The sequence below is a fragment of the Saccharopolyspora hordei genome (assembly GCF_013410345.1).
Lineage (GTDB): Bacteria > Actinomycetota > Actinomycetes > Mycobacteriales > Pseudonocardiaceae > Saccharopolyspora > Saccharopolyspora hordei.
Genome location: NZ_JACCFJ010000001.1, coordinates 4,687,165 through 4,710,589, shown reverse-complemented (window position 1 = coordinate 4,710,589; position 23,425 = coordinate 4,687,165). Strand labels below are relative to the sequence as shown.

Genomic DNA, 23,425 nt, shown 5'->3' with positions numbered 1-23,425 from the left:
GCGTGGCGGGTAGGTTCCCCGTTACCACTTTCGGCGGATGAGGCTGCGCGGCGCAGTGCGCACGATCTTGGTCGTGAGCGGGGACGGGGCTGCTCACGGTCGGCGCCACGAGCCGACCCGCGCGCCGTGTGAGGCAGGTCCGATGGTCGATCAGGTGCTGAGCCGCACTGCTGTGCCGAGCCCGCGAACGGGGCTGTGGAGCCGGCTGGTGGCGCACCGCGCGGTCATCGGCGACATCGCCTTCGTGCTGGTGCTGGCGGTGGCGCACGGGTTCGACCTGTCCATCGGGGACCACCCGCCGTGGATGGACTGGTGGTGGCCGCTGGTGGTGAGCGTGCCGACCACCGCGATGCTGGTGCTGCGGCGGCGGATGCCGTGGACGGTGCTGCTGGTGGTCCTGTCGGTCACCGTCGTGCTCACCCTGTTCAAGCTCTACATCGGCGGCCTGAACCTGGCGATCCTGGTCGCGGTCTACTCGGTCTGCGTGCGCGCGTCGCTGGCCGTGTCGGTGCTCGTCGCGACGCTCGGGATGACCTTCCCGGTCGCCCAGGTGCTCGTCTTCGAGCTGACCCCGGTGGAGGCCTTCCTGCGGCTCACCGGCGGGGTGGTCAACCTGGTGATGGTCATCGGGTGGGCGCGGGCGATGCAGGTCGGACGGCGGCGCGCGGCGCAGCTGGAGCAGACCCTGACCATGCTCGACGAAGCGCGCGACCAGCTGGCCGCGGACGCGGCGGCCGTCGAGCGGGCCCGGATCGCGCGGGAGTTCCACGACATCGTCTCGCACAACCTCTCGGTGGTGGCCCTGCGCGCGGGCGTCGCGCGGGCGCTCATCGACCGCGACCAGGAGCACGCGCGGCAGACCCTGCAGGAACTGGAGCAGAGCTCGCGCAGCGCGCTGGGGGAGATGCGCAACCTGCTCAACGCGCTGCGCGACCGCGACTCGGCCGGCCAGGACCCGAGGGACTGGCAGCCGACGCCGGGCCTCGACGGGGTGGACGCGCTGATCGACTCGGTCCGCGGTGGTCAGGTCGAGTGGCGGGTGGACCGGCGCGGGCAGGTCCGCCAGCTCGGGTCCGGGGTGGAGATGACCGCCTACCGGATCGTGCAGGAGGCGATGACCAACGTGCTCAAGCACGCCGGGTCCGGGCGGGCGCGGGTGCTGCTGGACTACGGGCCGACCGCGTTGCGCATCGAGGTGACCAACCAGTTGGGTCCGGGGGAGGCACCGCCGGTGTCCCCTCTTCCGGGGCACGGGCTCATCGGTCTGCGGGAACGCGTTGCGCTGCTGGGCGGAACCTTGACCGCCCACCCGGTTCTGAACGGTTTTCACCTCGAAGCCGTGTTACCGTGCGCGGAAGGTTCGGACCTGACCTGATCGGAACCAGGTCGGCCCGGAGCGAGGAGGACCGGCGTGGGTACTGAGGACACGACCGTCCTGGTCGTCGACGACCAAGCGATGATCCGCGCGGGACTGGTGGCGCTGCTGAACAACGAGCCAGGCCTGCGCGTGCTCGCCGAAGCCGCTGACGGCGAGGCAGCGCTGGCCGCGGTGCGGCGGCGCCGGCCCGACGTGGTGCTCATGGACGTGCGCATGCCCGGCATGGACGGGATCAGGGCCGCCACCGAGATCATCGCCGAGACCGGCGGTGAGACCGCGGTGATCATGCTCACCGTGCACGACCTCGACGAGTACGTCTACGCGGCGCTGCGCGCCGGGGCCAGCGGGTTCCTGCTCAAGGACGCCGCCCCGGAAGACCTGGTCAAGGCGGTGCGCACGGTCGCGGCCGGGGAGGCGCTGCTGGCCCCGCGGGTCACCAAGCGGCTGCTGCAGCGCTTCGCCGCGCTCGGCGTGCGCGACGCGCGCAGCGAGCTCAGCGCGCTGACCGAGCGGGAACTGGACGTGCTGCTGGAGGTGGCCAAGGGCGGTTCGAACGCCGAGATCGCGCGCAACCTCGGCCTGGCGGAGCTGACGGTCAAGTCGCACCTGTACCACGTGATGCAGAAGCTGCACCTGAGCTCCCGCACCCAGCTCGTGATCACGGCCTACGAGACCGGCCTGGTCTGCCCCGGCCAGGACAACAGCAACCTCCGCCGGGCCTCCGCCTGAGGCGACGGCCCGGGACCGGCACCCGCCTGGCCGGGGCGCGGCTCGGGATTCGGGGTCTAATGGGGACATGAGCCCTTCGCTGCGAGTCGGTCTCGTCGGGTACGGCGTCGGGGGCGCGGTCTTCCACGCGCCGCTGATCGCCGCGCACCCGGCGCTGCAGTTGTCCGCGGTGGTCACCGCCAACCCCGAACGGCAGCAGCGGGTGCGCGCCGAGCACCCCGAGGCCGCGGTGGTCGACGACGTGGACGCGCTGCTGGCCGGGGACGTGGACCTGGTCGTGGTGGCGAGTCCGAACCGGACGCACGTCGAACTGGCCACCAAGGCGATCGACGCCGGGCTGCCGGTGGTGGTGGACAAGCCGTTCACGCCGACCGCGGTGGAGGGGCGGCGGCTGGTCGAGCACGCCGAGGCCAAGGGCGTGCTGCTCACGGTCTTCCAGAACCGCCGGTGGGACAGCGACGTGCGCACCGTGGCCAAGCTCCTCGACCAGGGCGCGCTCGGCCGGGTGCACCGCTTCGAGTCCCGGTTCGAGCGCTGGTCGCCGGTCCCGAAGCCGACCTGGCGCGACTCCGGCGGCGCGGCGGACGTCGCGGGCATCCTCTACGACCTGGGCAGCCACCTCATCGACCAGGCCCTGCAGCTGTTCGGACCGGTCGCGGCGGTGTACGCGGAGATCGACCGCCGCCGGGCGGGCGTGCAGGCCGACGACGACTCCTACCTGGCGCTCACCCACACCAACGGCGTGCGCACGCACCTGTGGATGAGCAAGGTCGCGGCCCAGCCCGGACCGCGGTTCCGGGTGCTCGGCGACCGGGCGACCTTCACCAAGCACGGCGTCGACCCGCAGGAGGCGGCGCTGCGCGCCGGGCGCCGGCCGGTGGACGACTCCTGGGGCCGCGAGCCCGAGGAGAGCTGGGGCGTGCTGGGCGTCGGCGACGAGGTCCGCCGCGTGCCCAGCGAGCGGGGCGACTACCTGGCGTTCTACGACGGCGTCGTGAAGGCGCTGCGCGAGGGCGCACCGCCGCCGGTCGACCCGGCGGACGCGGTGGCGGCGCTGGACATCATCTCCGCGGCCCACCGCTCGGCCGCGGAGATCACCGTCGAGCGGCTGCTGTAGCCGGTCGCTCCGGAGGCCGCAGCCGCGCCCGCGGTCGTCTGCGGGGTCGCGCCGAGTTGCGAACCCGCCTCGGCGTCCCACGCTGGACGGCGGGCCGACGAGCGCGAAGGAGCTGCGGATGAGCGAGACCAGCGTCGAAGCCGCCAGCGCCGAGTGGATCACCACTCCGGCCGTGTCCGAGCACCTCGAGCGGCCAGAACTGGACGGCCTGCAGCTGTGGTGGCGGGCCGCCAACTACCTCTCCGTCGGGCAGATCTACCTGATGGACAACCCGCTGCTGCGGGAACCGCTGCGACCCGAGCACGTCAAGCCCCGGCTGCTGGGCCACTGGGGCACCACACCCGGGCTGAACTTCGTCTACGCGCACCTGAACCGGGCGATCCGGGAGCGCGACCTGGAGATGATGTACGTGATCGGTCCCGGTCACGGCGGCCCCGGGCTGGTCGCGGCGGCGTGGCTGGAGGGCACCTACAGCGAGGTCTACCCCGACGTCGCGCAGGACTACGAGGGGCTGCGCCGGCTGGTCACCCAGTTCTCGTTCCCGGGCGGGGTCCCCAGCCACGTCGCGCCGGAGACGCCGGGGTCGATCCACGAGGGCGGCGAGCTGGGCTACTCGCTGTCGCACGCCTACGGGGCGGCCTTCGACAACCCGGACCTCATCGTGGCGTGCGTGGTCGGTGACGGCGAGGCCGAGACCGGTCCGCTGGCCACCAGCTGGCACGGCAACAAGTTCCTCAACCCCGTCACCGACGGCGCGGTGCTGCCGATCCTGCACCTCAACGGCTACAAGATCGCCAACCCGACGGTGCTGGCGCGCATCCCCGACGACGAGCTGCTGAGCATGCTGCGCGGCTGCGGCTACGAGCCGTACCTGGTGTCCGGTTCGGCGCCGGAGCCGATGCACCACCTGTTCGCCGCGACCCTGGACCGGTGCCTGGACGAGATCCGCTCGATCCAGCGCCGCGCCCGCCGCGACGGCTGGACGCAGCGGCAGCGGTGGCCGATGATCGTGCTGCGCACCCCGAAGGGCTGGACCGGACCGTCCATGGTGGACGGACATCCGGTGGAGGGGTCGTGGCGCTCGCACCAGGTGCCGATCAGCGACCCGCGCGGCAACCCCGAGCACCTGCGCCTGCTGGAGTCCTGGCTGCGCAGTTACGTGCCCTCCGAGCTGTTCGACGACGACGGCGCCCCGGTGCGCCGCATCCAGGAGCACAACCCGACCGGTGACCGGCGGATGAGCGCCAGCCCGCACGCCAACGGCGGCCTGCTGCTGCGGGCGCTGCGGTTGCCGGACTTCCGCGACTACGCGGTGGAGGTCGAGGAACCCGGCGCGACGACCGGCGAAGCCACCCGGGTGCTCGGCGAGTTCCTGCGGGACGTGGTGCGCCGCAACGCCGACGCCCGCAACTTCCGGGTGTTCGCACCGGACGAGAACAACTCCAACCGGCTCAACGCGATCCTGGAAGCCACCTCCCGCGCGTGGGACGCCGAGACCGAGCCGGACGACGACGCGCTGGCCCCCAGCGGGCGGGTGATGGAGGTGCTGTCCGAGCACACCTGCCAGGGCTGGCTGGAGGGCTACCTGCTCACCGGCAGGCACGGTCTCTTCTCCTGCTACGAGGCGTTCGCGCACATCGTGGACTCGATGGTCAACCAGCACGCCAAGTGGCTCAAGGTCAGCCGCGGGCTGTCCTGGCGAGCGCCGATCGCCTCGCTCAACCACCTGCTCACCTCGCACGTGTGGCGGCAGGACCACAACGGCTTCTCGCACCAGGACCCGGGGTTCATCGACCACGTGGTGAACAAGAAGGCCGAGATCGTGCGGGTCTACCTGCCCCCGGACGCGAACACCCTGCTGTCGGTGGCCGACCACTGCCTGCGCAGCCGCGACTACATCAACGTGGTGGTGGCCGGCAAGCAGCCCGCCCCGCAGTACCTGGACATGGACGCCGCGGTGGCGCACTGCACCCGGGGCATCGGGATCTGGGACTGGGCCAGCAACGACCAGGACGGCGAGCCGGACGTGGTGCTGGCCTGCGCCGGGGACGTGCCGACGATGGAGGTGCTGGCCGCCGTCGACCTGCTCCGCGGGTACTTCCCGGACCTGCGGATGCGCGTGGTCAACGTGGTCGACCTGATGCGGCTGCAGGACGAGCGGGAGCACCCGCACGGCCTGTCCGACGCCGAGTTCGACAGCCTCTTCACCCGCGACAAGCCGGTGATCTTCAACTACCACGGCTACCCGTGGCTGATCCACCGGCTGACCTACCGGCGGCACAACCACGACAACATCCACGCCCGCGGCTACAAGGAGGAGGGCACCACGACGACCCCGTTCGACATGTGCGTGCTCAACCAGATCGACCGGTTCAACCTGGCCATCGACGTGATCGACCGGGTGCCGCGGTTGGGGCCGAGCGCGGCGTACGCGCGGGAGGCGCTGCTGGCGAAGCTGATCGAGCACCGGCACTACGTGACCACCCACGGCGAGGACCTGCCGGAGGTGCGGGACTGGACGTGGTCGGCTCGATGAGGGTGCTGACCGTCAACGCGGGCTCCAGCAGCCTGAAGCTCGTGCTGCTCGACGACGACGAGGTGGTCGACCACGAGCACCTGGAGCGGTGGGACGGCGAGCCGGAGCCGCTCCGCCGGTTCCTGGACACGCACGGGGCCGACGCCATCGGGCACCGCGTCGTGCACGGCGGGAACCGGATCGTCGCGGCGACGGTGGCCGATGACGACGTGGTCGACCACCTCGCGTCGCTGGTCGAGCTGGCGCCGCTGCACCAGCCGCGGGCCCTGGAGGGGCTGCGCGCGGCGCGCTCGATCGCTCCGGGGACCCCGTCGGTGGTGTGCGTGGACACCGCCTTCCACGCCGGGCTCCCACCGGCGGCCGCGACCTACGCGCTGCCGCGGGAGTGGAACCGCACGTGGTCGTTGCGCCGCTACGGGTTCCACGGCCTCTCGCACTCCTACGCGACGGTGCGCGGCGCCGACCTGACGGGGCTGCGGCCGAACGAGGGCCGGGTGCTGAGCTGCCACCTCGGCGCGGGCGCGTCGATGGCGGCGGTGCGCGACGGCCGCTGCGTGGACACCACGATGGGCTTCACCCCGGAGGAGGGGCTGGTGATGGCCACGCGCAGCGGCACGATCGACCCGGGCCTCATCGGCTACCTGATCGGCACGAAAGGGGTCGCGCCGCACGAACTCTTCGAAGGGCTGGCGAAGCGCTCCGGGCTGGCGGGCCTGTCCGGGACGTCGGGTGATCTGCGCGACGTGCTGGCCGCCCGCTCGGCGGGCGACCGGGACGCGGCGGTGGCCTTCGACGTCTACTGCCGCAGCCTCGTGCGGTTCGCGGGCGCGATGGTGGCCGTGCTGGGTGGTGTGGACCTGGTGGTGTTCACCGGGGGCATCGGCGAGCACCAGCCGCCGGTGCGTGCCGCGGTCTGCGACGCGCTGTCGTTCGCCGGGACGGCGCTGGACCCGGAGCGGAACGACGCGGCGTCGGCCGACGCCGACATCACCGCCTCCGGTGCCTCGGTGCGCACCGCCGTGGTCCAGGCGCGCGAGGACCTGGAGATCGCCCGCCAGACCCGCGCCGCGCTCGGGGCGTAGTCGGCTCGGCGCCGCGACCGCGAGCCAGCCACCCCCGCGGTGGCGCCGAAGCGCTGTGCCGCTCGCAACGACCGCGGCCCGACCGGCGTGCGGCGCGAGCTGTCACACTCCCGCACACGGCCGGGACCGGTCGCGCACGGCGACCACGGTGATCACTGTGGACGGTCGACGGCGTCCTCGGGCAGGTCGACCACGGCCGGCTCGCGCGGCGTGCCGGACCGGCCTGCGCTCGACCGGTGCTCTCGGCCGTGAGCCTGGGAAGCGCTTGCTGCTCGGGCGGCCGCTGCGCAGCGACAGGGCGGCGGAGGCGTTGCTGCCCGTCTTCGCCAGCGATGCGCTCTCCTCGGTCACCTGCGCCCCGCAGGAGGTCCTGCTGGTCCTTTCGATCGGCGGGCTCGCGCTGCTGCACCTGGCGCCGTGGGTGGCGCTGGCCGAGGTGGTGCGCGCGCTGGCGTTCGCTCGCGCGAACCGGCCGGACCCGGTGGTCGCGCTCACCGTGGACGAGAGGGACACCGAGGTCCTGCGCCGGGAGCGGCAGCGGTGGGACGTCGGCGTCCCGCTGGAGGTCGTGGAGTCGCCGTGCCGGGAGATCACCCGGCCCGTCGTCGACCGCGCCACGCACATCCGCCGCGCGGGCCCCGCGACCTGGTGTGCGTCCACCTCCCGGAGTACGTGGTCGGGCGCGGGTGGGAGGACCTGCTGCACGACCAGAGCTCGTCGCGCCTGGCCCGGCGGCTGCGGTTCGAGCCGGGGTGCTCGTGGTCAGCGTGCCGTGGCAGTTGCGCTCCAGCCGCCACTGGACCCACCGTGACGACCGGGCCCCCGGTCACGTCCGCCGCGGTCCGGGCCCACCGGGGTCGGGGAGAGCCCGGCGACCTCGCTGAGCAGGCGGTAGGAGGTGAGCCGGTCGGCCGGGTCGTGGGCGGTGGTGGTGACCAGGAGCTCGTCCGCGCCGGTGCGCGTGACCAGCTCGTCCAGCGCGGTGGCGACCTGGTCCGGGGTGCCGTGCACGTGGCCGCGCAGGGCGCGGTCGAACAGCGCGCGTTCCCGGTCGGACATCGACCGGGCCAGCACCTGCTCCGGCGGCTCCAGCGGCGGGAACTCGCCGTGGGTGCGCGAGTAGGCGGTCGCCCACGCTTCCGGGACGAGCAGCCGCCGGGCCCGCTCGGCGCTCTCGGCGACCGCGACGGACCGGGCGAGCACCACGTACGGCTCGGCGGCCTGCGCCGACGGGCGGAAGTCCGCCCGGTACTGCTCGATCGTGCGGAGCATCCGGTCGTCACCGTGCACGGCGGCGATGACCAGCGGGAGCCCGAACTCCGCCGCGGTCTCCGCGCCGGAACGGGTGGCGAGCAGGAACACCGGCAGGTCCAGCCCCTCGGCGGCGACGGCGTGCACCCCGGAGGCGGACCGGCCGTGCAGGTAGCCCAGCAGCTCGGCCAGCTGCTCGCCGAACCGGTCCGCGGCCTCCTTGCCGCGCCCCAGCGCGCGCCGGATGCCGTCGGTGAACCCGACCGAGCGGCCCAGCCCGACGTCGATGCGGTCCGGGAACAGCGCACCGAGCACGCCGAACTGCTCGGCCACCACCAGCGGTTGGTGGTTGGGCAGCATGACGCCCCCGGTGCCGACCCGGATCCTGCTGGTCGCGGCGGCGACGGCGGCGGCCAGGACGGTGGGTGCGGAGCCGGCCACCCCGGGCACGCTGTGGTGCTCGGCCACCCAGAACCGGTGGTAGCCGAGGTCCTCGACCTGCTGGGCGAAGCGGACCGTGTCCCGCAACGCCTGCTGCGGGCTCGTCCCGCGGCTCACGTGGGAGCGGTCCAGCACGGAAAGGCGCACGTCCAGGTCAACGCCGCCGGGGCCGTGCCATTCCCCGCACGGCCGAGACCACACCGCGGCTCACGGGGCGCTCGGCATCAGGACCCACAGGAGCACGTAGACCAGGACCTGCGGCCCGGGGAGGACGCACGAGACCACGAAGGCCAGGCGGACCAGCCCCACGTTCCAGCCGAACCGCTGGGCGATCCCGCGGCACACCCCGCCGATCATGCGGCCCTCGCGGGGGCGTTCCACGCTGTTCATGCCCACAGCCTGCGAGCGCCCGAGCTGTCGCGCACCTCGGGTGGCCGTGGCAGCTTGAGCCGGTGGACGTCGAACAGGTCGCCCGCGAGCTGTGCACCGCCGACCCGGCCGAGTTCGTCCCCGCCCGCGACCGCGCAGCGGCGGAGGCCAAGGAGCGCGGCGACGGCGAGCTCGCGAGCGCGCTGAAGAAGCTGCGCAAGCCCACCACCGCGGCGTGGGCGGTCAACCTGCTGTCGGACCGCGACCCCGACGCGCTGGAGACCCTGCTGGACCTGGGCGAGCGGCTCCGGTCGGCCCAGCGCGAGCTGCGCGGCGACGACCTCCGCAGCCTGGCCGGGGAACGCACCAGCACCCTGCGCGACCTCACCGGACGCGCCGCGGCCCTCGCCGAGGAGCACGGCCATCCGCTGACCGGGGCGACCCGCGAGCAGGTCGAGCAAACCCTCACCGCCGCGCTCTCCGACCCGGAAGCGGCCCGCGCGGTCCGCTCCGCCACCCTCACCAAACCCCTGGAGTACAGCGGGTTCGGGCTCGACGAGGTCGCCGCCACCGCGGTCCTGCGCGCTTCGCAGCAGACGCGGGAACCGGCGCAGCAGACGCGGGAACCGGCGGAGCGACCCCGGGAGGCGGGATCGACCCGAGGGAGGACGAAGGAGCACACCCGGGGGACGACCGAGCGGCGGGGGACGACCGAGCAGTCCCGGGGCACGACCAAGCGGACTCAGGCCGAGCGGGCCGAGCAGGAACGGCTGGCGGAGGCCCGCGACGCGCTGCGGCGCAGCGAGGCCGAGCTCGACGAGGCCGCGGACGCGCTGGAGAGCGCCGAACGCGCGGAGCGCGCCGCCGAGGAGCGCTGCGAGCGGCTGCGCGACGAGATCGACGAGCTGCGCGCGCGACTGGAACAGCGCCGCGACGAGCTGGAGCGCGCGGAGGACGAGCAGCGCGAGCTCCGGCGCGAGACCAAGAGCGCCCGGCAGCGCCGGGAGCGCGCGCGGCGCGACCGCGACGCGGCCGAGGAGCGGGTGCGGGGCGCCGAGGGGCGCTGAACCCATCCGCACCGCGGATGGCGGGCATGCGAAACATGCGCTTCACCGGGGTGTGACGGCTGCTTATGGTCAAGCGCCGGAATCGGGCGGGCGATCTTCGCGCCGCGGTGGTTCCGGACACGTCAGCTCGAAGAGGACACCGCCGTCCGGGAGAAACACATGAGGCCACCGCAGAGCATCCGCCGGATGCGTGTGCTGCTGCTCGTCCTGCTGGTGCTCATCGGCATCGTCAACTACGTCGACCGCAGCACGCTGGCCATCGCCAACAACAGCGTCCAGGACGAGTTCGGCATCGGCCCGACCGAGATGGGGCTGCTGTTGTCGGTGTTCTCCTGGGCCTACGCCTTCGCGCAGCTGCCCGCCGGCGGCCTGCTCGACCGGTTCGGGCCGCGGAAGGTCCTCGGCGGCGGTCTGCTGCTGTGGTCGGCCGCGCAGGCGTTCTGCGGGCTGGCCGCCGGGTTCAAGCAGATGCTGGCCGGCCGGCTGGTCCTCGGCCTGGGTGAGGCACCGGCGTTCCCCGGCGGGGCGAAGGTCGTCGCCGACTGGTTCCCGCGCGAGTCCCGCGGCTTGCCGGTCGGGCTGTTCAACACCGCGTCGACGCTGGCACCCGCCATCGCACCACCGCTGCTGACCTGGCTGATGCTCAGCTACGGGTGGCGCACCATGTTCGTGGCGGCCGGGGTCGCCGGGATCGTGCTCGCACTGGTCTGGTTCGTCGTCTACCGGGACCGCGGACAGGTGGCCGACGAGCCCGAACCGGAGGCCGCGCCGGAACCGGTGTCGGTGCGCGAGTGGGTCAGCCTGCTGCGGCACCGCAGCACGTGGGGCATGATGATCGGCTTCTCCGGCGTCATCTACTCCGTCTACCTGTACCTGACGTGGTTGCCCGCCTACCTGGAGGGCGAGCGCGGCCTGAGCGTGGCCGACACCGGACTCGCGCTCGTCGTGCCCTACCTGGCCGGAACGCTGGGCATGCTCTCCGGCGGCGGCGTCGGTGACCTGCTGGTGCGGCGCGGGGTCCGGACGATGATCGCGCGCAAGGTGCCGATCTGCGCGGGGCTGCTGCTCGGTGGGTTGTGCACCATCCCGGTCGCGCTCACCCCGAGCACCACGCTCGCGCTGGTGTGCATCTCAGGGGCGCAGTTCTTCATGAACAACGCCAGCGCCGGCGCCTGGTCGCTGGCCACCACGGTCGGGGCCGAGCGCATCACCGCGTCGCTGGGCAGCCTGCAGAACTTCGGCGGCTACTTCGGCGGGGCGTTCGCGCCGCTGATCACCGGGATCATCGTCGACCGGACGGGTTCGTTCGTCATCGCGCTGCTGGCGGCCAGCGGGATCGCCATCGCCGCCGCGCTCAGCTACGCGTTCCTGGTCGGCAAGCCCGTCGGCCTGACCGAGGCGGAGACCGTGCCGAGCCGGTGACCGGCACTGTCCACAGCAGACGACACGGAGGGGTGCACATGGTTTCCTCAGAGTCCATCGATCCCGCGAGAGCTTTCCCGGACAAGCACATCCCGCGCCCCCAGGTGCGCGACCTGCCGGAACCGCCGACCCGGCAGTGGCGGCTGATCGGCCCCGGGATCGTCGCGGCCGGGGTGGGGCTGGCCAGCGGCGAGTTCATCCTGTTCCCCTACATCACCTCGCAGGTCGGCCTGACCTTCGTGTGGGCCGCGCTGCTGGGCCTGCTCACGCAGTACTTCCTCAACATGGAGATCGAGCGCTACACGCTCGCCACCGGGGAGACCGCGGTGACCGGGTTCAGCCGGTTGTGGAAGCACTGGGGCCTGGTGTTCGCGGTGATGGCCTACTTCGCGAACCTGTGGCCGGCGTGGGCGACGAGCTCGGCGACCCTGTTCACCTACGCCTTCGGCGGCGACGTCGCGGTGGTGTCGGCGGTGATCCTGGTGGCCGTGGCGCTCATCCTCACCCTGGCACCCGCGGTCTACAACGCGCTGGAGCGGGCGCAGATGGTCAAGGTCGCCGCCATCCTGCTGCTCATCGTGGTCGGTTCGCTGTTCGTGATCGGCGCCGGTACGTGGCGTTCGGTGCCGACGATCGTCACCGAACCGCGCTTCCCCGCCGCGGAGCTGGGTTTCGCCGTGCTGATGGGGGCGCTGGCCTTCGCCGGGGCCGGCGGTGGCCAGAACCTGGTGCAGAGCAACTGGATCCGGGACAAGGGCTTCGGCATGGGCCGCTACGTGCCGAAGATCGTCTCGCCGCTGACCGGCGAGGCCGAAGCGCGCGGCCAGGCCGGGTTCATCTTCCCGGCCACCGACGAGAACCTGTCCCGCTGGAAGGTGTGGTGGCGCTTCGCGAACAAGGAGCAGGCGCTGACCTTCGTGGCCATCACCTTCCTGTCCATCACCTTCATGTCGCTGCTGGCGCACGCGACCGTCTTCGGCTCCGGTGAGGCGTCCAACGACGTGTCGTTCCTGCGCATCGAGGGCGAGGCGATGATGGCCGCGGCCGGCGGCTGGTTCGGCTACTTCTTCTGGATCGTGGGCGCGTTCTCGCTGTTCGCCGCGGCGCTGGGCATCGTCGACTACACCAGCCGGCTCGCCGCCGACGTGCTGAAGACGACGTACTTCCCGCAGGCCTCGGAGAGCAAGATCTACGCGGCCCTGGTGTGGGGACTGGTGGTCATCGGCATCGTCGTCGTCATCGCGGGGCTCGGCCAGCCGCTGCTGCTGGCGACGATCTCGGCCTGCACGGGCGGGGTGATGATGTTCATCTACTCCGGCCTGCTCATCGCGATCAACCGCACGATGCTGCCCGAGGCGATCCGCGTCCGCGGCTACCGGCTGGTGGCGCTGGTCTGGTCGATCCTGCTGTTCGGCGTGCTCGCGGTGTTGACCGTGCACCAGCAGTTGGACAAGGTGTTCGGGTCCTGACGATGATGTGGCCGGCGGAGGTGGACCGGACGGGGTGGTGGACATGAGGTGGTCGCGGTGAAGGCCGCGGAGGCGTACCGCTTCCGCCTCGACTGGTTCATCAGCTTCGTGTCCGTGGTGGAGCACGGCGGTTTCTCCGCCGCGGCCCACGCCCTCTACCGGTCGCAGTCCCGGATCAGCACCCACGTCGCCGAACTGGAGCGGGCGCTGGGCGTGCGGCTGTTCGACCGCGGGCGCACGCCCGTGGTGCTCACGGCGGAGGGCCGGGAGCTGTTGCCGCACGCGCACGGCATGCTCCAGCACCTCCAGGCGGCCACCGACGGTGCGGCGCGCGCCGCGCACCGGGTGCGGGGCACGGTGCGGCTCGGCGCCGACCCCAGCGCGGCGGCGCACCTGTTCCCGTTCCTGGTGGAGCAGAGCAGGCTCCGCCACCCCGGGGTGGAGCTGGTGCTGCAGGAGGGGACGGCGCTGGAGCTGGAGGCGGCGTTGCTCTCCGGCGAGGTCGACCTCGCGGTCCGGCCGGTGCTGCCGGTCCCGGCCAGCGACGCGCTGACCTGCCAGCCGCTGTGGCGGGAACCGCTGGTGGCGGTCGTGCCCGGTGCGGAGGCCCCGGCCGGCCCGCTGCGGCTGGCGGACCTCGCCGCGCGGCCGCTGATCACCGCCGGGGACAACAGCGGCCGCGGCAACGACCACGTCGAGACGTCCCTGGCCTTCGAACAGGCCGGGCTGGCGCCCGACGTCGTCTTCCGCACCAACCAGCCGCAGACGTTGATCTCCCTGGTGCGCGGCGGGATCGGGGTCGGCGTGGTCAACGCCCTGGCGGTGCGGGTGGCGAACACCGACGGCGTCCGGGTCGTCCCCATCGCCGACGCGCCCCGCGACCGCGAGGTGGCCCTGTGGTGGCGCAGCGACCGCACCAGCACCCGCGCCGGGGACGCGCTGCGCAGCCTGCTGGCCGAGGCCCCGTCACCGGAGCTCCCCGCCCAGCACTGACCCCGCACGACGCGGAAGCCTCCGGCCGCTCGGGTCGGAGGCCCCGCGGTGCCGGGTTTTCGGATGCTCCACGTGCCAGCGCGGAGCTCCCGGCCCGCACCTCCAGGGTAGCGCTCAGCCGGGCGTTCCCCAGCCCCCGCCACCTGGGGTTTCGATGCGGATGCGGTCTCCTCGGCGCAGCGGCCAGGTGCCCTTGGCCGGCAGCTCCTCCTCGGTGCCGTCGGCGTGGACCAGGACGTTGCGGCCGACCTCGCCGGGGCGGCCGCCGCGGACGCCCCACGGGGCGTGCGTGCGGCGCTCGGACTGGATGGTGAGGGTGCAGTCGGCCAGGGCCTCGACCTCCCGCACCAGGCCGTCGCCGCCGGGGTGGCGGCCGGCGCCGCCGGAGGAGGGGCGCAGCTCGTAGCGCCACACCCGCAGCGGGTAGCCGAGCTCCACCGCCTCGGCCGGGGTGTTCTGCGTGTTGGTCATGCCGGTGTGCACCCCGGACATCCCCGGCCGGTCGGGCGTTCCGCCCTCGCCGCCGCCGAGCGTCTCGTAGTAGCTGAACGCCGGGTCGCTGCCGCCGATGAGCAGGTTGTTCATCGTGCCCTGGCTGGCCGCCGGGACCCGGTCGGGCACGGCCTGGGCGAACGCGCCGAGCAGCACGTCCACGATGCGCTGGCTGGTCTCGACGTTGCCGGCCGCCGTCGGTGCCGGGAACGTCGGGTTGACCACGGTGCCCTCGGGCGCGCTCACCCGCAGCGCCCGGTAGCACCCCGCGTTGGGCGGCGCGTCGGGGTCGGTGAGCATCCGCAGCACGAACATCGACGCCGACGTCGTCACCGCCAGCACCGCGTTGCAGTTCACCGGGACCTGCCGGGCGCTGCCGGCGAAGTCGACCGCCACCTCCTCGCCGGAGACGGTCACCGCCGCCCGGATCGGCACGCCGTCACCGACCTCCAGCACGTCCTCGTTGCGGTAGCAGCCGTCGGGGATCTCGCGGATCGCCGCGCGCACCCGGCGGTCGGAGTAGTCGCACACCGCCGACATCGCCGCGCGCAGCCGCGCCGAGCCCATCCGGTGGGCGAGTTCGCGCAACCGCACGGTGCCGACGTGGTTGGCCGCGAACTGGGCGCGCAGGTCGCCCCGCCGTTCGGCCGGGGTGCGCGAGTTGGCGGCGATCAAGCGGACCACGTCCTCGCGCTCACCAGCGGCGTCGGCGATGCGGACGGGCGGGATCCGCACGCCCTCCACCGCGATCTCGGTGGCGGAGGCGGGCATCGAGCCGGGCGCCGCGCCGCCGACGTCGGCGTGGTGGGCGCGGTTCGCGACGTACCCCAGCAACCGGTCCCCGTAGCCGACCGCGGCGACGATCGTCAGGTCCGGCAGGTGGGTGCCGCCCAGGTACGGGTCGTTGACGCACACCTGCGCACCCGGTTCGAGCTCGCCGCACGTGTCCAGGACCGCGCGGACGCTGGCGGGCATCGCGCCGAGGTGCACCGGGATGTGCTCGGCCTGCGCGACCATCTCACCGTCGGCGTCGAACACCGCCGCCGAGCAGTCGGCGCGTTCCTTGATGTTGGGGGAGTAGGCGGCGCGGCGCAGGGCCGCGCCCATCTCGTCGGCGACGCCGGCGAGCGCGTGCCGGAAGACCTCCAGCTCCACCGCGGACAGCTCGGTCATGTCCACCGCACCACCAGGTTCTCCGCGTCGTCCACGACCGCCACCTCGCCCTCGCCGAGCAGCGTCGTGGTGTCCGGTTGTTCCACCAGCGCCGGGCCGGTGATCGCGTCCCCCGGCCGCAGCGCGGCGCGCGGCACCACGCGAGCGCGCACCGTCTGGTCGCCGACGCCGATCTCGCGGTCCGGCCGGGGCTCCGGGCTGCCCTGGTCCCAGTCGCCCGGCGGGGCGGCGAGCACGGGCTCCCCGCGGGCGACGACCCGCAGCGTCACCACCTCGACGCGCTCGTCGCGGATCTCGTAGCCGTAGGACTCGCGGTGCGCGGCGTGGAACAGCTCGGCGGGGTCGCTGCCCTCGGTGAGGTCGACCCGCAGCTCGTGCGACTGGCCCGCGTAGCGCATGTCGGCCACCCCGGACAGCGTGATCGCCGTGGTCACGTGCTGCTTCTCGAGCTCCTGGCGCGCTTCCTCGGCGAGCTCGGCCTGGACCCGCGACAGGTCGTCGCCGGCGTCGGCCAGCACCGTCCGCGAGGCCTCGAAGCGGGGCGGTGCCAGCAGCAGGCCGAGCGCGCTGAGCACGCCCGGAGCGGGCGGCACCACGACGGCCGGGCAGCCGAGCTCGCGCGCCAGCGCGGTGGCGTGCAGCGGACCGGCACCGCCGTAGGCGACCAACGCCAGCCCGGCCGGGTCGACGCCGCGCTCGGTGCTGACCTTGCGCAGCGCCCGCACCATGGTCGCCCGGACCACCGCCAGCACGCCCGCAGCGGACTCCGGCAGCGTGGCCAGCGCCCGGCGGGCCGCGGCGGCGTCCAGCCGCAACCCGCCGCCGAGCTCCCGGGCCGGGTCGAGGTGTCCCAGCGCGCAGTGCGCGTCGGTCACGGTCGGCTCCTGCCCGCCGGCCCCGTAGCAGGCGGGTCCCGGGTCCGCACCGGCCGACCGCGGGCCGACCCGCAGCGCCCCACCGGAGTCGACCCAGGCGATCGACCCGCCCCCGGCCCCCACGGTGTGGATGCCGACCGCGGGCGTCCGGAAGGGCAGTCCGGAGATCTCCGAGCCGCTGACCACCTCCGGGTGCCCGTCGCGGATGAGGCACACGTCGGTGGAGGTGCCGCCCATGTCGAAGGCGATCGCGTCAGCGAACCCGGCGGAGCGGGCCACCGCGCCCGCCGCCACCACGCCCGCGGCGGGCCCGGACAGCAGGGTGTGCACCGGGGCGGTGGCCGCGAAGTCGACGCCCGCGGTGCCGCCGCTGGAGGTCATCACGGTGATCGCGGGCTCCGGCAGGCGGGACACCAGGTCGGACAGGTAGCGGTGCATCACCGGTTCGATCGCCGCGTTGAGCACGCAGGTGGACGCCCGTTCGAACTCGCGGAACTCCGGGAGCAGCGCGCTGGAGCGGGTGAGGGGCACGCCCAGCTCGGCCAGCGCCGCGCACAACCGCCGCTCGTGCTCGTCGCCGGCGTAGGAGAACAGCAGGCTCACCGCGATCGACTCGGGCTCCAGGTCGCGCACCGCGGCCACCACGCGCTCGACCTCGGCGTCGGTGAGGGTGATGACCGGCTCCCCGTCCGGCCCCATCCGTTCCTCGACGGTCACCACGAGGTCCCGGGGGACCAGCGGATCCGGCCTGGTGACCGACAGGTCGTAGAGCGCGGGGCGGTTCTGCCGGGCGATGCGCAGCACGTCGGTGAAGCCCGCCGTGGTGACGAGGACGGTGCGCGCGGTCCTGCGCTCCAGCACGGCGTTGGTGGCGGTGGTGCTGCCGTGCGGGAGCAGGCGCGGGCTGGCGCCCGGCAGCCCCACGGCGACTCCGCGCTGGACGCCCTCAGCGGGGTTGGACGGTGTGGTGGGCACCTTCACGGCCTTGGGCCGCCGGTCGGGGGCGTGCACGACCACGTCGGTGAACGTGCCCCCGACGTCCACCCCGGCACACGTGCTGGTCTCGTCCGACATCACGGCCCCCCAGGGGCATCATGGCGCAGCCGGGCCGCCCCGGCAGGCGAGCCGGGCTCCCGCGACGTGGACCGTCGTCGAAACCGGGTGCCGAGGGGGAAGAAGGTCTCTGTTCCGGGCCCCGCTGGGCCGCGACCCTGGGAAGAGCCGATCCGCACCTCGAACCCTGGGAGGGGACGATGCTCAACGCCTTGTTCACCGCGCACGTGCCGGCGAGCCGGAGGCACGGGCACCACAGCCACCACAACCATCACCACCACCACCACGGTCACCGGACGACCGGTCGGCACCGGACGCGGACCAGGACCCTGGACCCCGGTTTCCCGGTGATCTACTGACCCCATCGGTGGGCGGCGGCGCCGCTCCGCACGAGCCATGACCATCCCGTTGCTGGCCCGGCTGCGGGCGCTGCTGTCCGTTCCGGCGCCGGAGTCCGGCGGCCTGGTCGAGCAGGTGCCGGTGGTCGGCGTGCGGGAGATCTTCCGCCGGTTCTGGCCCCACGCGCGGCCCTACCGGCGGTGGTGGGCGCTGGTGGTGCTGCTCGTCCTGGTCGCACCGCTGCTGGACACCGCGGCGATCTGGATGTTCAAGGTCCTCGTCGACGACGTGCTGGTGCCGCGCGACTTCCAGCTGTTCTTCGCGCTGGCGGTCGCCTACCTGGGCATCACGGTGCTGGCCGGGGTCGTCGCGTTCACCGACGAGTACCTGTCCACCTGGGTCGCCGAGCGCTTCCTGCTGGACCTGCGCACCGACCTGTTCGGGCACCTGCACGAGCTGTCCATCGGGTTCCTGGACCGCCGCAAGGTCGGGGACACGCTGTCCCGGCTCACCGGTGACGTCACCGCCATCGAGAACCTGGTGCTGTCCGGCACGACGCAGGCGCTGTCCTACCTGTTCAAGATCGTGCTGTTCACCGGCGCGATGTTCGTGCTCAGCTGGCGGCTGGCCCTGGTGTCGTTGATCGCGGTCCCGGCGTTCTGGCTGTCCGCGCGGTACTTCTCCCGCCGCATCAAGGCCGCCTCGCGGGAGAAGCGGCGGCGCAGCGGCACGATCGGGGCGGTCGCGGAGGAGAGCCTGAGCAACGCCGCGCTGGTCAAGGCCTACGGCCGGGAGCACGCCGAGACCGAGCGCTTCCACCGGGAGAACCTGGGCAGCTTCGCCGCGGAGATGGTGGCCACCCGGCTGCACGCGCTGTTCAACCCGCTGGTCGACCTGCTCGAGCTCGGCGGGGTGCTGCTCATCATCGGGCTGGGCACCTGGGAGCTGTCCCGCGGTTCGATCACGCTGGGCGGTCTGATGGTGTTCCTGGGCTACCTCAGCCAGCTCTACAGCCCGGTGCGCGGGTTCGGGCGGCTGACCAACACCGTCTACGCGGCGTCCGCCGGTGCCGAGCGGATCATCGAGCTGCTCGACCAGGTCCCCGAAGTGCGGGACCCGGTCCACCCGCGGCACCTGGGACGGGTGCGCGGCGAAGTGGCCTTCGACGCGGTCAGCTTCCGCTACCCGGGCACCGACCGGGACGCGGTGCACCGCATCAGCTTCACGGTCCGGCCCGGCCAGGTGCTCGCCCTGGTGGGCGCCAGCGGTTCGGGCAAGTCCACGGTGGGGAAGCTGCTGCTGCGGTTCTACGACCCGCGCTCCGGTGCCGTGACCATCGACGGCGTCGACCTGCGCGCCACGTCGCAGCAGGAGGTGCGGGGCACCATCTCGGTGGTGCTGCAGGACGTCCTGGCCGTGGACGCCAGCGTGTGGGACAACATCACGTGGGGGCGTCCCGGGGCCACCGAACGCGAGGTGGTGCGGGCCGCCCGCGCGGCGGACGCGCACGAGTTCATCACCGCACTGCCCGAGGGCTACCGCACCAGGGTGGGGGCGCGCGGCAGCTTGCTGTCGGGCGGACAGCGCCAGCGCATCGCCATCGCGCGCGCCATGCTGCGCGACGCGCCGATCCTGCTGCTGGACGAACCCACCGTCGGCCTTGACGCGGCGTCCAGCGCGCGGGTGCTGGAGCCGCTGCGCCGCTTGATGGTCGACCGCACCTCGATCGTCATCGCGCACAACCTGATGACCGTGCGCGACGCCGACCAGATCCTGCTGCTCGACGACGGCCGGATCACCGAGTCCGGCACGCACACCCAGCTCATGCACCGCGACGGCCGCTACGCGTCGCTGTACCGGCTGCAGCAGCAGGACGCAGTCTCCCAGGAGTCGGCGTGACCAGGACCGGACCGCTGCGCCGAGGGCAGGAGGTCGCGCCCGGCTACCCGGTGATCGAGCACGTCCGGCGCGGGGAGGCCTACGACACCTACGACGCCTGGAGCCGCCGCCGCTACAGCCGGTGCTTCGTCAAGGCCGTGCGGCCGAACCTCGCCGCGGAGCGCGAGGTCGGAGACGCCCTGGTGGCGGAGGGCGAGCTGCTGCTGTCGTGCACGCACCCGTACATCGTCCGCGCCTACGAGGTCGCCGAGGCGGCGAACGGCACCCCGGTGCTGGTCATGGAGACGCTGGGCGGGGCGACCTTGGAGAGCCTGCTCGACGACGGCGAGCGCCGGCTCACCACCCGCGAGCTCGGCTACCTGGGACAGCAGTTGTGCTCGGCGATCCGCTACCTGCACGACCGCGGCTACCTGCACCTGGACCTCAAGCCGGGCAACATCATCGCCGAGTTCGGCCGCGCGCGGGTGATCGACCTGGGGGTGGCCCGCCCACCGGGACCCAGCCGCGGCGGCACCGGAACGCCGCGCTGCATGGCACCGGAGCAGGTCCGCGGCGGGACGGTGGGACCGCCCGCGGACGTCTGGGGCATCGGGCTGGTCCTGTACGAGTCGGCGACCGGGTGCCAGCCGTTCGCCGACGCCCCCGAGGACCACCCGCAGCTGACGAGGACGGCGCCACCGGTCCGGTCCGCCCGCCGCCTGCCGAAGGCGCTGGCGGAGACGATCGACGGATGCCTCCGGCCGCGCCCTGAGGACCGCCCGACGCTGCCCCACCTCCACGACGTCCTCGCCGAGGCGACCGGCGAGGAGCAGCCACCCTGAGGTGACCAGGCGGAGTGAGCGCCCGGGAGCGCCGCGTGCCTGGTCCTTCGACCTCGACCGCGGTGTGACGGCTGTGCCGCCCTGGGCGCCGCGTCGCGTGTCGGTGGCGGGCAGCGTCGGACATGGAGGCGCGGGTGCGGGAGGTCCTCGAGGACCGTCCTCTTGAACCACAGGATCGTCGCCGCGCGCGACAAGCAGGTGTCGGCCTCGTGCTGCACCGAGGTGTTCGGCCTCCCGCCGGCGGAGCCGGGTGGCGTGGTCCCCACGGTCCCCCCCCGCGCGGGCGTCACGCTCCAGTTCGGCGAGCCAGGGCTTCGGCTTCCCACCGCAGCACTACGCCTTCCTCGTCACCGGGGAGGACGTCGACGGCATCGACGCCCGGATCCGGGAGAGGGGCCGCCAGCACTGGGCCGACCCGCAGCGTGAGTTCCCGGAACAGCACAACACCGACCACGGTGGTCGCGGCGTCTGCTTCTGCGATCCTTCCGGCCACTTCTCGGAAGCGCTCACCCAGCCCGACGGCTCAGGCAGCTGGCCTGAGTGGACGACTGCCGACGCGCCGCGTCGGACCGCTCGGCACCGTGGGACAAGACGGGTGGGGTTCTGGCGAAGTCCGCCCGGCGACACCGGATCTCAGGCACAATCGCAGCCGTCGCACCGGTACCGCTGGGGAGTCGCTGTGAACCTTCCGGGGGCTGTTCGCCGGTCGTCGCTCGAGGACCTGTCCTCGCTCGGTGAGGTGGTCGGGGACGCTCGGGTGGTGGCGATCGGGGAGAACAACCACTACATCCGCGAGTTCGGACGGTTGCGCGCGGAAGTCGTCCGGTTCTTGGTGACCGAGCTCGGGTTCAGCGTGGTCGCGCTCGAATCGGGGTTCGCCGAGGGGCTCGTGGTCGACGCGTGGATCAACGGCGGTCCAGGAGGACTGGCGGAGGTGGCTCGGGACGGGTTCACCTTCCGGCACGGCGATGCCGTCGAGGTCCAAGAGCTGATCACCTGGCTGCGCGAGCACAACGCGGTCGGCGGCCGGGTCCGGTTCGCCGGGCTGGACGTGCCGGGGTCGGGCGGGTCCGTGCTGCCGGCGCTGCGGCTGGTGCGCGCGCACCTGGTCGAGCGCGCGCCCGAGCAGGTGCAGCTCGTCGATGCGGCCACGTCCGCGACGCAGCCGTACGCCTCGGCCAACAACGGTGTCGCCCCCACCAAGTACGCCGAGCTCAGCACGGCGGAGCGGGACGCGGCCACCGCCGCCCTGACCCGCTTGCTGCTCCGGCTCGATGCGCTGCCGAGCAGTCGGCCGGAGGACCGCCTCGCGCGGCACCACGCGCTGGGCGCGCTCCGGCTGGACGAGCACCTCCGCGAGCTCGTCGAGCTCGGTCAGCCCGATCCGTCTCCGCTCACGTCGTCCTCCCGCGACGCGTACCAGGCCGAGACGGTGCGGCTGCTGCGTGACCTGCACGGGGCGGACCAGCGGATCGTCGTGCTGGCGCACAACCTGCACATCCAGCGCGTCCCGATGCGGTTGCTGCCCAGCGTCCGAGCCTGGTCGCTGGGCAGCTACCTGGCGGAGGAGTTCGGGGCGGACTACCGCGCCATCGGTGTCACCGCCCGCGCCGGGACGACCGTCGGCATGCACCTCGACGACCAGGCGCGGCTGGGGATCGGGGTGACCGCTCGGCCGTTGGAGCCGGTGGCCGAGGGCAGCGTGGAGCAGGCGGTCGGCGAGTCCGGACCCGTACTGCTCGACCTGCGGTCGGCCACCACCGGGCCCACCTCGATCCGGCACGTGACCACCACGATGCCGGTGGACGTGGCCGAGGCCTTCGACGCGGTGGTCTGCCTGCCCGAGATGCACCCGAGCTCGTTCGTGATGGCCTGAGGCTCAGGCCGGCGGCCGCTCGGCGACGAGGTCCAGCAGGACCTCGGCGACCTGGGCGTCGGTGATCAGGGTGGTCACCACGCCGGAACGCAGCACGGCATCGATCGCTCGCGCCTTCGGCACCGTGTAGCCCAGGGCGATCACCTCCGGGATCTGGCGGAGCTCCTCGTGCCGGATCGCCAGGACGTGGTGCGCCAGCCCCGTCGACAACGCGTTGCCGTCCGCGTCGAACAGGCGTGCCGCGATCTCCGCCGTGGCCCCGCGCTGCCGGATCGCCTCCCGCTCGGGCTCGCCGAGGGCGTCGTAGACGGTCGACTCGTCGGGCAGCCACGCGCCGATGCTCACCACGGCCTTGGTCAGGTGGCGGAACTGGTCGAACGTCTCGGCGATGCCGGGCTGGTTGCGCAGGATCTCGGTGGTGCGCCGGTCCGGGAGCACCAGGGGGCCGTAGATCGGGTAGGCGCGCCCGCCGGAGACGCCGGCCAGCCGCTCCACGGTCTCCACCGACCGGTCGCGCATGTCCATGCCCGCCTGCACCCCGCACAGCTGCACGATGGGGCACTTCGGCAGCGTCCGGACGGCCTCCGCCATGGCGTTGACCGAGCGCGCCCAGGACAGCCCGATCACGTCGTCCGCGGTGGCGGTCTCGGCCAGCAGGTCCGCGGCCAGGGCCCCGATCCGGCGGCGCAGCTCCGGGCGTTCGGCCTTGGACTGCGCTCGGTTGAGCACCAGCACGCGGCGCAGCCGGTAGCTGGTCCGCACCGCTTCCGACAGCTCGAGATCGATCGGCACCGGCAGGTCGAACTCGACCCGCACCAGCCCCGCTTCCTGCGCCGCCGTCAAGATCCGCGCCACCTTGAAGCGGCTGATCCCGAACTCCTGGGCGATCTCCAGCTTGGTCCGGCCCTGGACGAAGAACCGGTGCGCGATCGAGGCGGCCGTCATGGTGTCGGTCAACCTCATCCGCGTCCTCCTAGTGCTCATATGAGCATGTTAAAGATGAAAAGTTGACGTCACACGCAGGATCATCCTTCAATGCACGG

The 23,425-nt window shown here is 73.1% G+C and carries 18 protein-coding genes; 13 read left to right on the top strand and 5 right to left on the bottom strand.

What is annotated here, in order from left to right:
* Positions 1-142: 142 nt before the first annotated feature.
* The 6 genes from HNR68_RS21550 (at position 143) to HNR68_RS21525 (ending at position 7,653) form a co-directional block, all read left to right on the top strand.
* The gene (locus HNR68_RS21550) at positions 143-1,375 is read left to right on the top strand and encodes a sensor histidine kinase (protein WP_179723569.1); all 1,233 of its coding nucleotides are present in this window, start codon (positions 143-145) and stop codon (positions 1,373-1,375) included.
* Between the two features lie 36 nt (positions 1,376-1,411).
* Positions 1,412-2,107: a response regulator gene (locus tag HNR68_RS21545; RefSeq protein WP_179723568.1), complete on the top strand. Its 696-nt coding sequence runs from the start codon at positions 1,412-1,414 to the stop codon at positions 2,105-2,107.
* Positions 2,108-2,174: 67 nt separating this feature from the next.
* On the top strand, positions 2,175-3,224 hold the full coding sequence (locus HNR68_RS21540) for a Gfo/Idh/MocA family protein (protein WP_179723567.1): 1,050 nt from the start codon (positions 2,175-2,177) through the stop codon (positions 3,222-3,224).
* Positions 3,225-3,342: 118 nt separating this feature from the next.
* Positions 3,343-5,760: a phosphoketolase family protein gene (locus HNR68_RS21535; RefSeq protein WP_179723566.1), complete on the top strand. Its 2,418-nt coding sequence runs from the start codon at positions 3,343-3,345 to the stop codon at positions 5,758-5,760.
* Complete coding sequence (locus tag HNR68_RS21530; RefSeq protein WP_179723565.1) at positions 5,757-6,842, top strand: acetate/propionate family kinase; 1,086 nt, start codon at positions 5,757-5,759, stop codon at positions 6,840-6,842. The genes HNR68_RS21535 and HNR68_RS21530 overlap by 4 nt, the downstream gene beginning before the upstream one ends.
* A gap of 265 nt (positions 6,843-7,107) precedes the next feature.
* Positions 7,108-7,653, top strand: coding sequence for a hypothetical protein (locus HNR68_RS21525; protein WP_179723564.1), 546 nt, complete (start codon positions 7,108-7,110; stop codon positions 7,651-7,653).
* Here HNR68_RS21525 and HNR68_RS21520 read toward each other — a convergent pair.
* Both HNR68_RS21520 and HNR68_RS21515 read right to left on the bottom strand, forming a co-directional pair.
* On the bottom strand, positions 7,605-8,687 hold the full coding sequence (locus tag HNR68_RS21520; protein WP_218889580.1) for an LLM class flavin-dependent oxidoreductase: 1,083 nt from the start codon (positions 8,685-8,687) through the stop codon (positions 7,605-7,607). The two genes, HNR68_RS21525 and HNR68_RS21520, sit on opposite strands and share 49 nt — an antisense overlap.
* 54 nt (positions 8,688-8,741) lie before the next feature.
* The gene (locus HNR68_RS21515; RefSeq protein WP_179723562.1) at positions 8,742-8,924 is read right to left on the bottom strand and encodes a PspC domain-containing protein; all 183 of its coding nucleotides are present in this window, start codon (positions 8,922-8,924) and stop codon (positions 8,742-8,744) included.
* A 62-nt stretch (positions 8,925-8,986) separates the two neighbouring features.
* Here HNR68_RS21515 and HNR68_RS21510 point away from each other — a divergent pair, with 62 nt between their 5' ends.
* The 4 genes from HNR68_RS21510 to HNR68_RS21495 all read left to right on the top strand — a co-directional run bounded on the left by HNR68_RS21510 (position 8,987) and on the right by HNR68_RS21495 (position 13,854).
* On the top strand, positions 8,987-9,970 hold the full coding sequence (locus tag HNR68_RS21510) for a hypothetical protein (RefSeq protein ID WP_179723561.1): 984 nt from the start codon (positions 8,987-8,989) through the stop codon (positions 9,968-9,970).
* Between the two features lie 159 nt (positions 9,971-10,129).
* Positions 10,130-11,392: an MFS transporter gene (locus HNR68_RS21505; protein WP_179723560.1), complete on the top strand. Its 1,263-nt coding sequence runs from the start codon at positions 10,130-10,132 to the stop codon at positions 11,390-11,392.
* 38 nt (positions 11,393-11,430) lie between these two features.
* Entirely contained in the window at positions 11,431-12,861 is a 1,431-nt protein-coding gene (locus HNR68_RS21500) for an Nramp family divalent metal transporter (RefSeq protein ID WP_179723559.1), read from the top strand.
* Positions 12,862-12,918: 57 nt separating this feature from the next.
* Positions 12,919-13,854, top strand: coding sequence for a LysR substrate-binding domain-containing protein (locus HNR68_RS21495; protein WP_179723558.1), 936 nt, complete (start codon positions 12,919-12,921; stop codon positions 13,852-13,854).
* Between the two features lie 114 nt (positions 13,855-13,968).
* On the opposite strand, the gene HNR68_RS21490 is transcribed toward HNR68_RS21495, so the two are convergent.
* Together HNR68_RS21490 and HNR68_RS21485 are read right to left on the bottom strand one after the other, a co-directional pair.
* The gene (locus HNR68_RS21490; protein WP_179723557.1) at positions 13,969-15,519 is read right to left on the bottom strand and encodes a hydantoinase B/oxoprolinase family protein; all 1,551 of its coding nucleotides are present in this window, start codon (positions 15,517-15,519) and stop codon (positions 13,969-13,971) included.
* On the bottom strand, positions 15,516-17,468 hold the full coding sequence (locus HNR68_RS21485; RefSeq protein WP_179723556.1) for a hydantoinase/oxoprolinase family protein: 1,953 nt from the start codon (positions 17,466-17,468) through the stop codon (positions 15,516-15,518). Before HNR68_RS21485 ends, HNR68_RS21490 begins: the two co-directional genes overlap by 4 nt.
* Positions 17,469-17,843: 375 nt before the next feature.
* Here HNR68_RS21485 and HNR68_RS21480 point away from each other — a divergent pair, with 375 nt between their 5' ends.
* The 3 genes from HNR68_RS21480 to HNR68_RS21470 all read left to right on the top strand — a co-directional run bounded on the left by HNR68_RS21480 (position 17,844) and on the right by HNR68_RS21470 (position 22,382).
* On the top strand, positions 17,844-19,685 hold the full coding sequence (locus HNR68_RS21480; protein ID WP_179723555.1) for an ABC transporter ATP-binding protein: 1,842 nt from the start codon (positions 17,844-17,846) through the stop codon (positions 19,683-19,685).
* Positions 19,682-20,506 carry a protein kinase domain-containing protein gene (locus HNR68_RS21475; protein ID WP_179723554.1) on the top strand — a complete coding sequence of 275 codons (825 nt, stop codon included), beginning with the start codon at positions 19,682-19,684 and terminating at the stop codon, positions 20,504-20,506. The genes HNR68_RS21480 and HNR68_RS21475 overlap by 4 nt, the downstream gene beginning before the upstream one ends.
* A gap of 679 nt (positions 20,507-21,185) precedes the next feature.
* Positions 21,186-22,382: an erythromycin esterase family protein gene (locus HNR68_RS21470; RefSeq protein ID WP_179723553.1), complete on the top strand. Its 1,197-nt coding sequence runs from the start codon at positions 21,186-21,188 to the stop codon at positions 22,380-22,382.
* Positions 22,383-22,385: 3 nt separating this feature from the next.
* On the opposite strand, the gene HNR68_RS21465 is transcribed toward HNR68_RS21470, so the two are convergent.
* Positions 22,386-23,366 (bottom strand): sugar-binding transcriptional regulator, encoded by a 981-nt coding sequence (locus tag HNR68_RS21465; RefSeq protein ID WP_380574923.1) that lies wholly within the window; start codon positions 23,364-23,366, stop codon positions 22,386-22,388.
* Positions 23,367-23,425 lie beyond the last annotated feature (59 nt).

Coding starts and splice junctions, on each gene's coding strand:
- HNR68_RS21550 (WP_179723569.1), top strand. CDS start 143: ATGGTCGATCAGGTGCTGAGCCGCACTGCTGTGCCGAGCCCGCGAACG.
- HNR68_RS21540 (WP_179723567.1), top strand. CDS start 2,175: ATGAGCCCTTCGCTGCGAGTCGGTCTCGTCGGGTACGGCGTCGGGGGC.
- HNR68_RS21535 (WP_179723566.1), top strand. CDS start 3,343: ATGAGCGAGACCAGCGTCGAAGCCGCCAGCGCCGAGTGGATCACCACT.
- HNR68_RS21530 (WP_179723565.1), top strand. CDS start 5,757: ATGAGGGTGCTGACCGTCAACGCGGGCTCCAGCAGCCTGAAGCTCGTG.
- HNR68_RS21515 (WP_179723562.1), bottom strand. CDS start 8,924: ATGAACAGCGTGGAACGCCCCCGCGAGGGCCGCATGATCGGCGGGGTG.
- HNR68_RS21505 (WP_179723560.1), top strand. CDS start 10,130: ATGAGGCCACCGCAGAGCATCCGCCGGATGCGTGTGCTGCTGCTCGTC.
- HNR68_RS21500 (WP_179723559.1), top strand. CDS start 11,431: ATGGTTTCCTCAGAGTCCATCGATCCCGCGAGAGCTTTCCCGGACAAG.
- HNR68_RS21490 (WP_179723557.1), bottom strand. CDS start 15,519: ATGACCGAGCTGTCCGCGGTGGAGCTGGAGGTCTTCCGGCACGCGCTC.
- HNR68_RS21485 (WP_179723556.1), bottom strand. CDS start 17,468: ATGTCGGACGAGACCAGCACGTGTGCCGGGGTGGACGTCGGGGGCACG.
- HNR68_RS21480 (WP_179723555.1), top strand. CDS start 17,844: ATGACCATCCCGTTGCTGGCCCGGCTGCGGGCGCTGCTGTCCGTTCCG.
- HNR68_RS21465 (WP_380574923.1), bottom strand. CDS start 23,366: ATGAGCACTAGGAGGACGCGGATGAGGTTGACCGACACCATGACGGCC.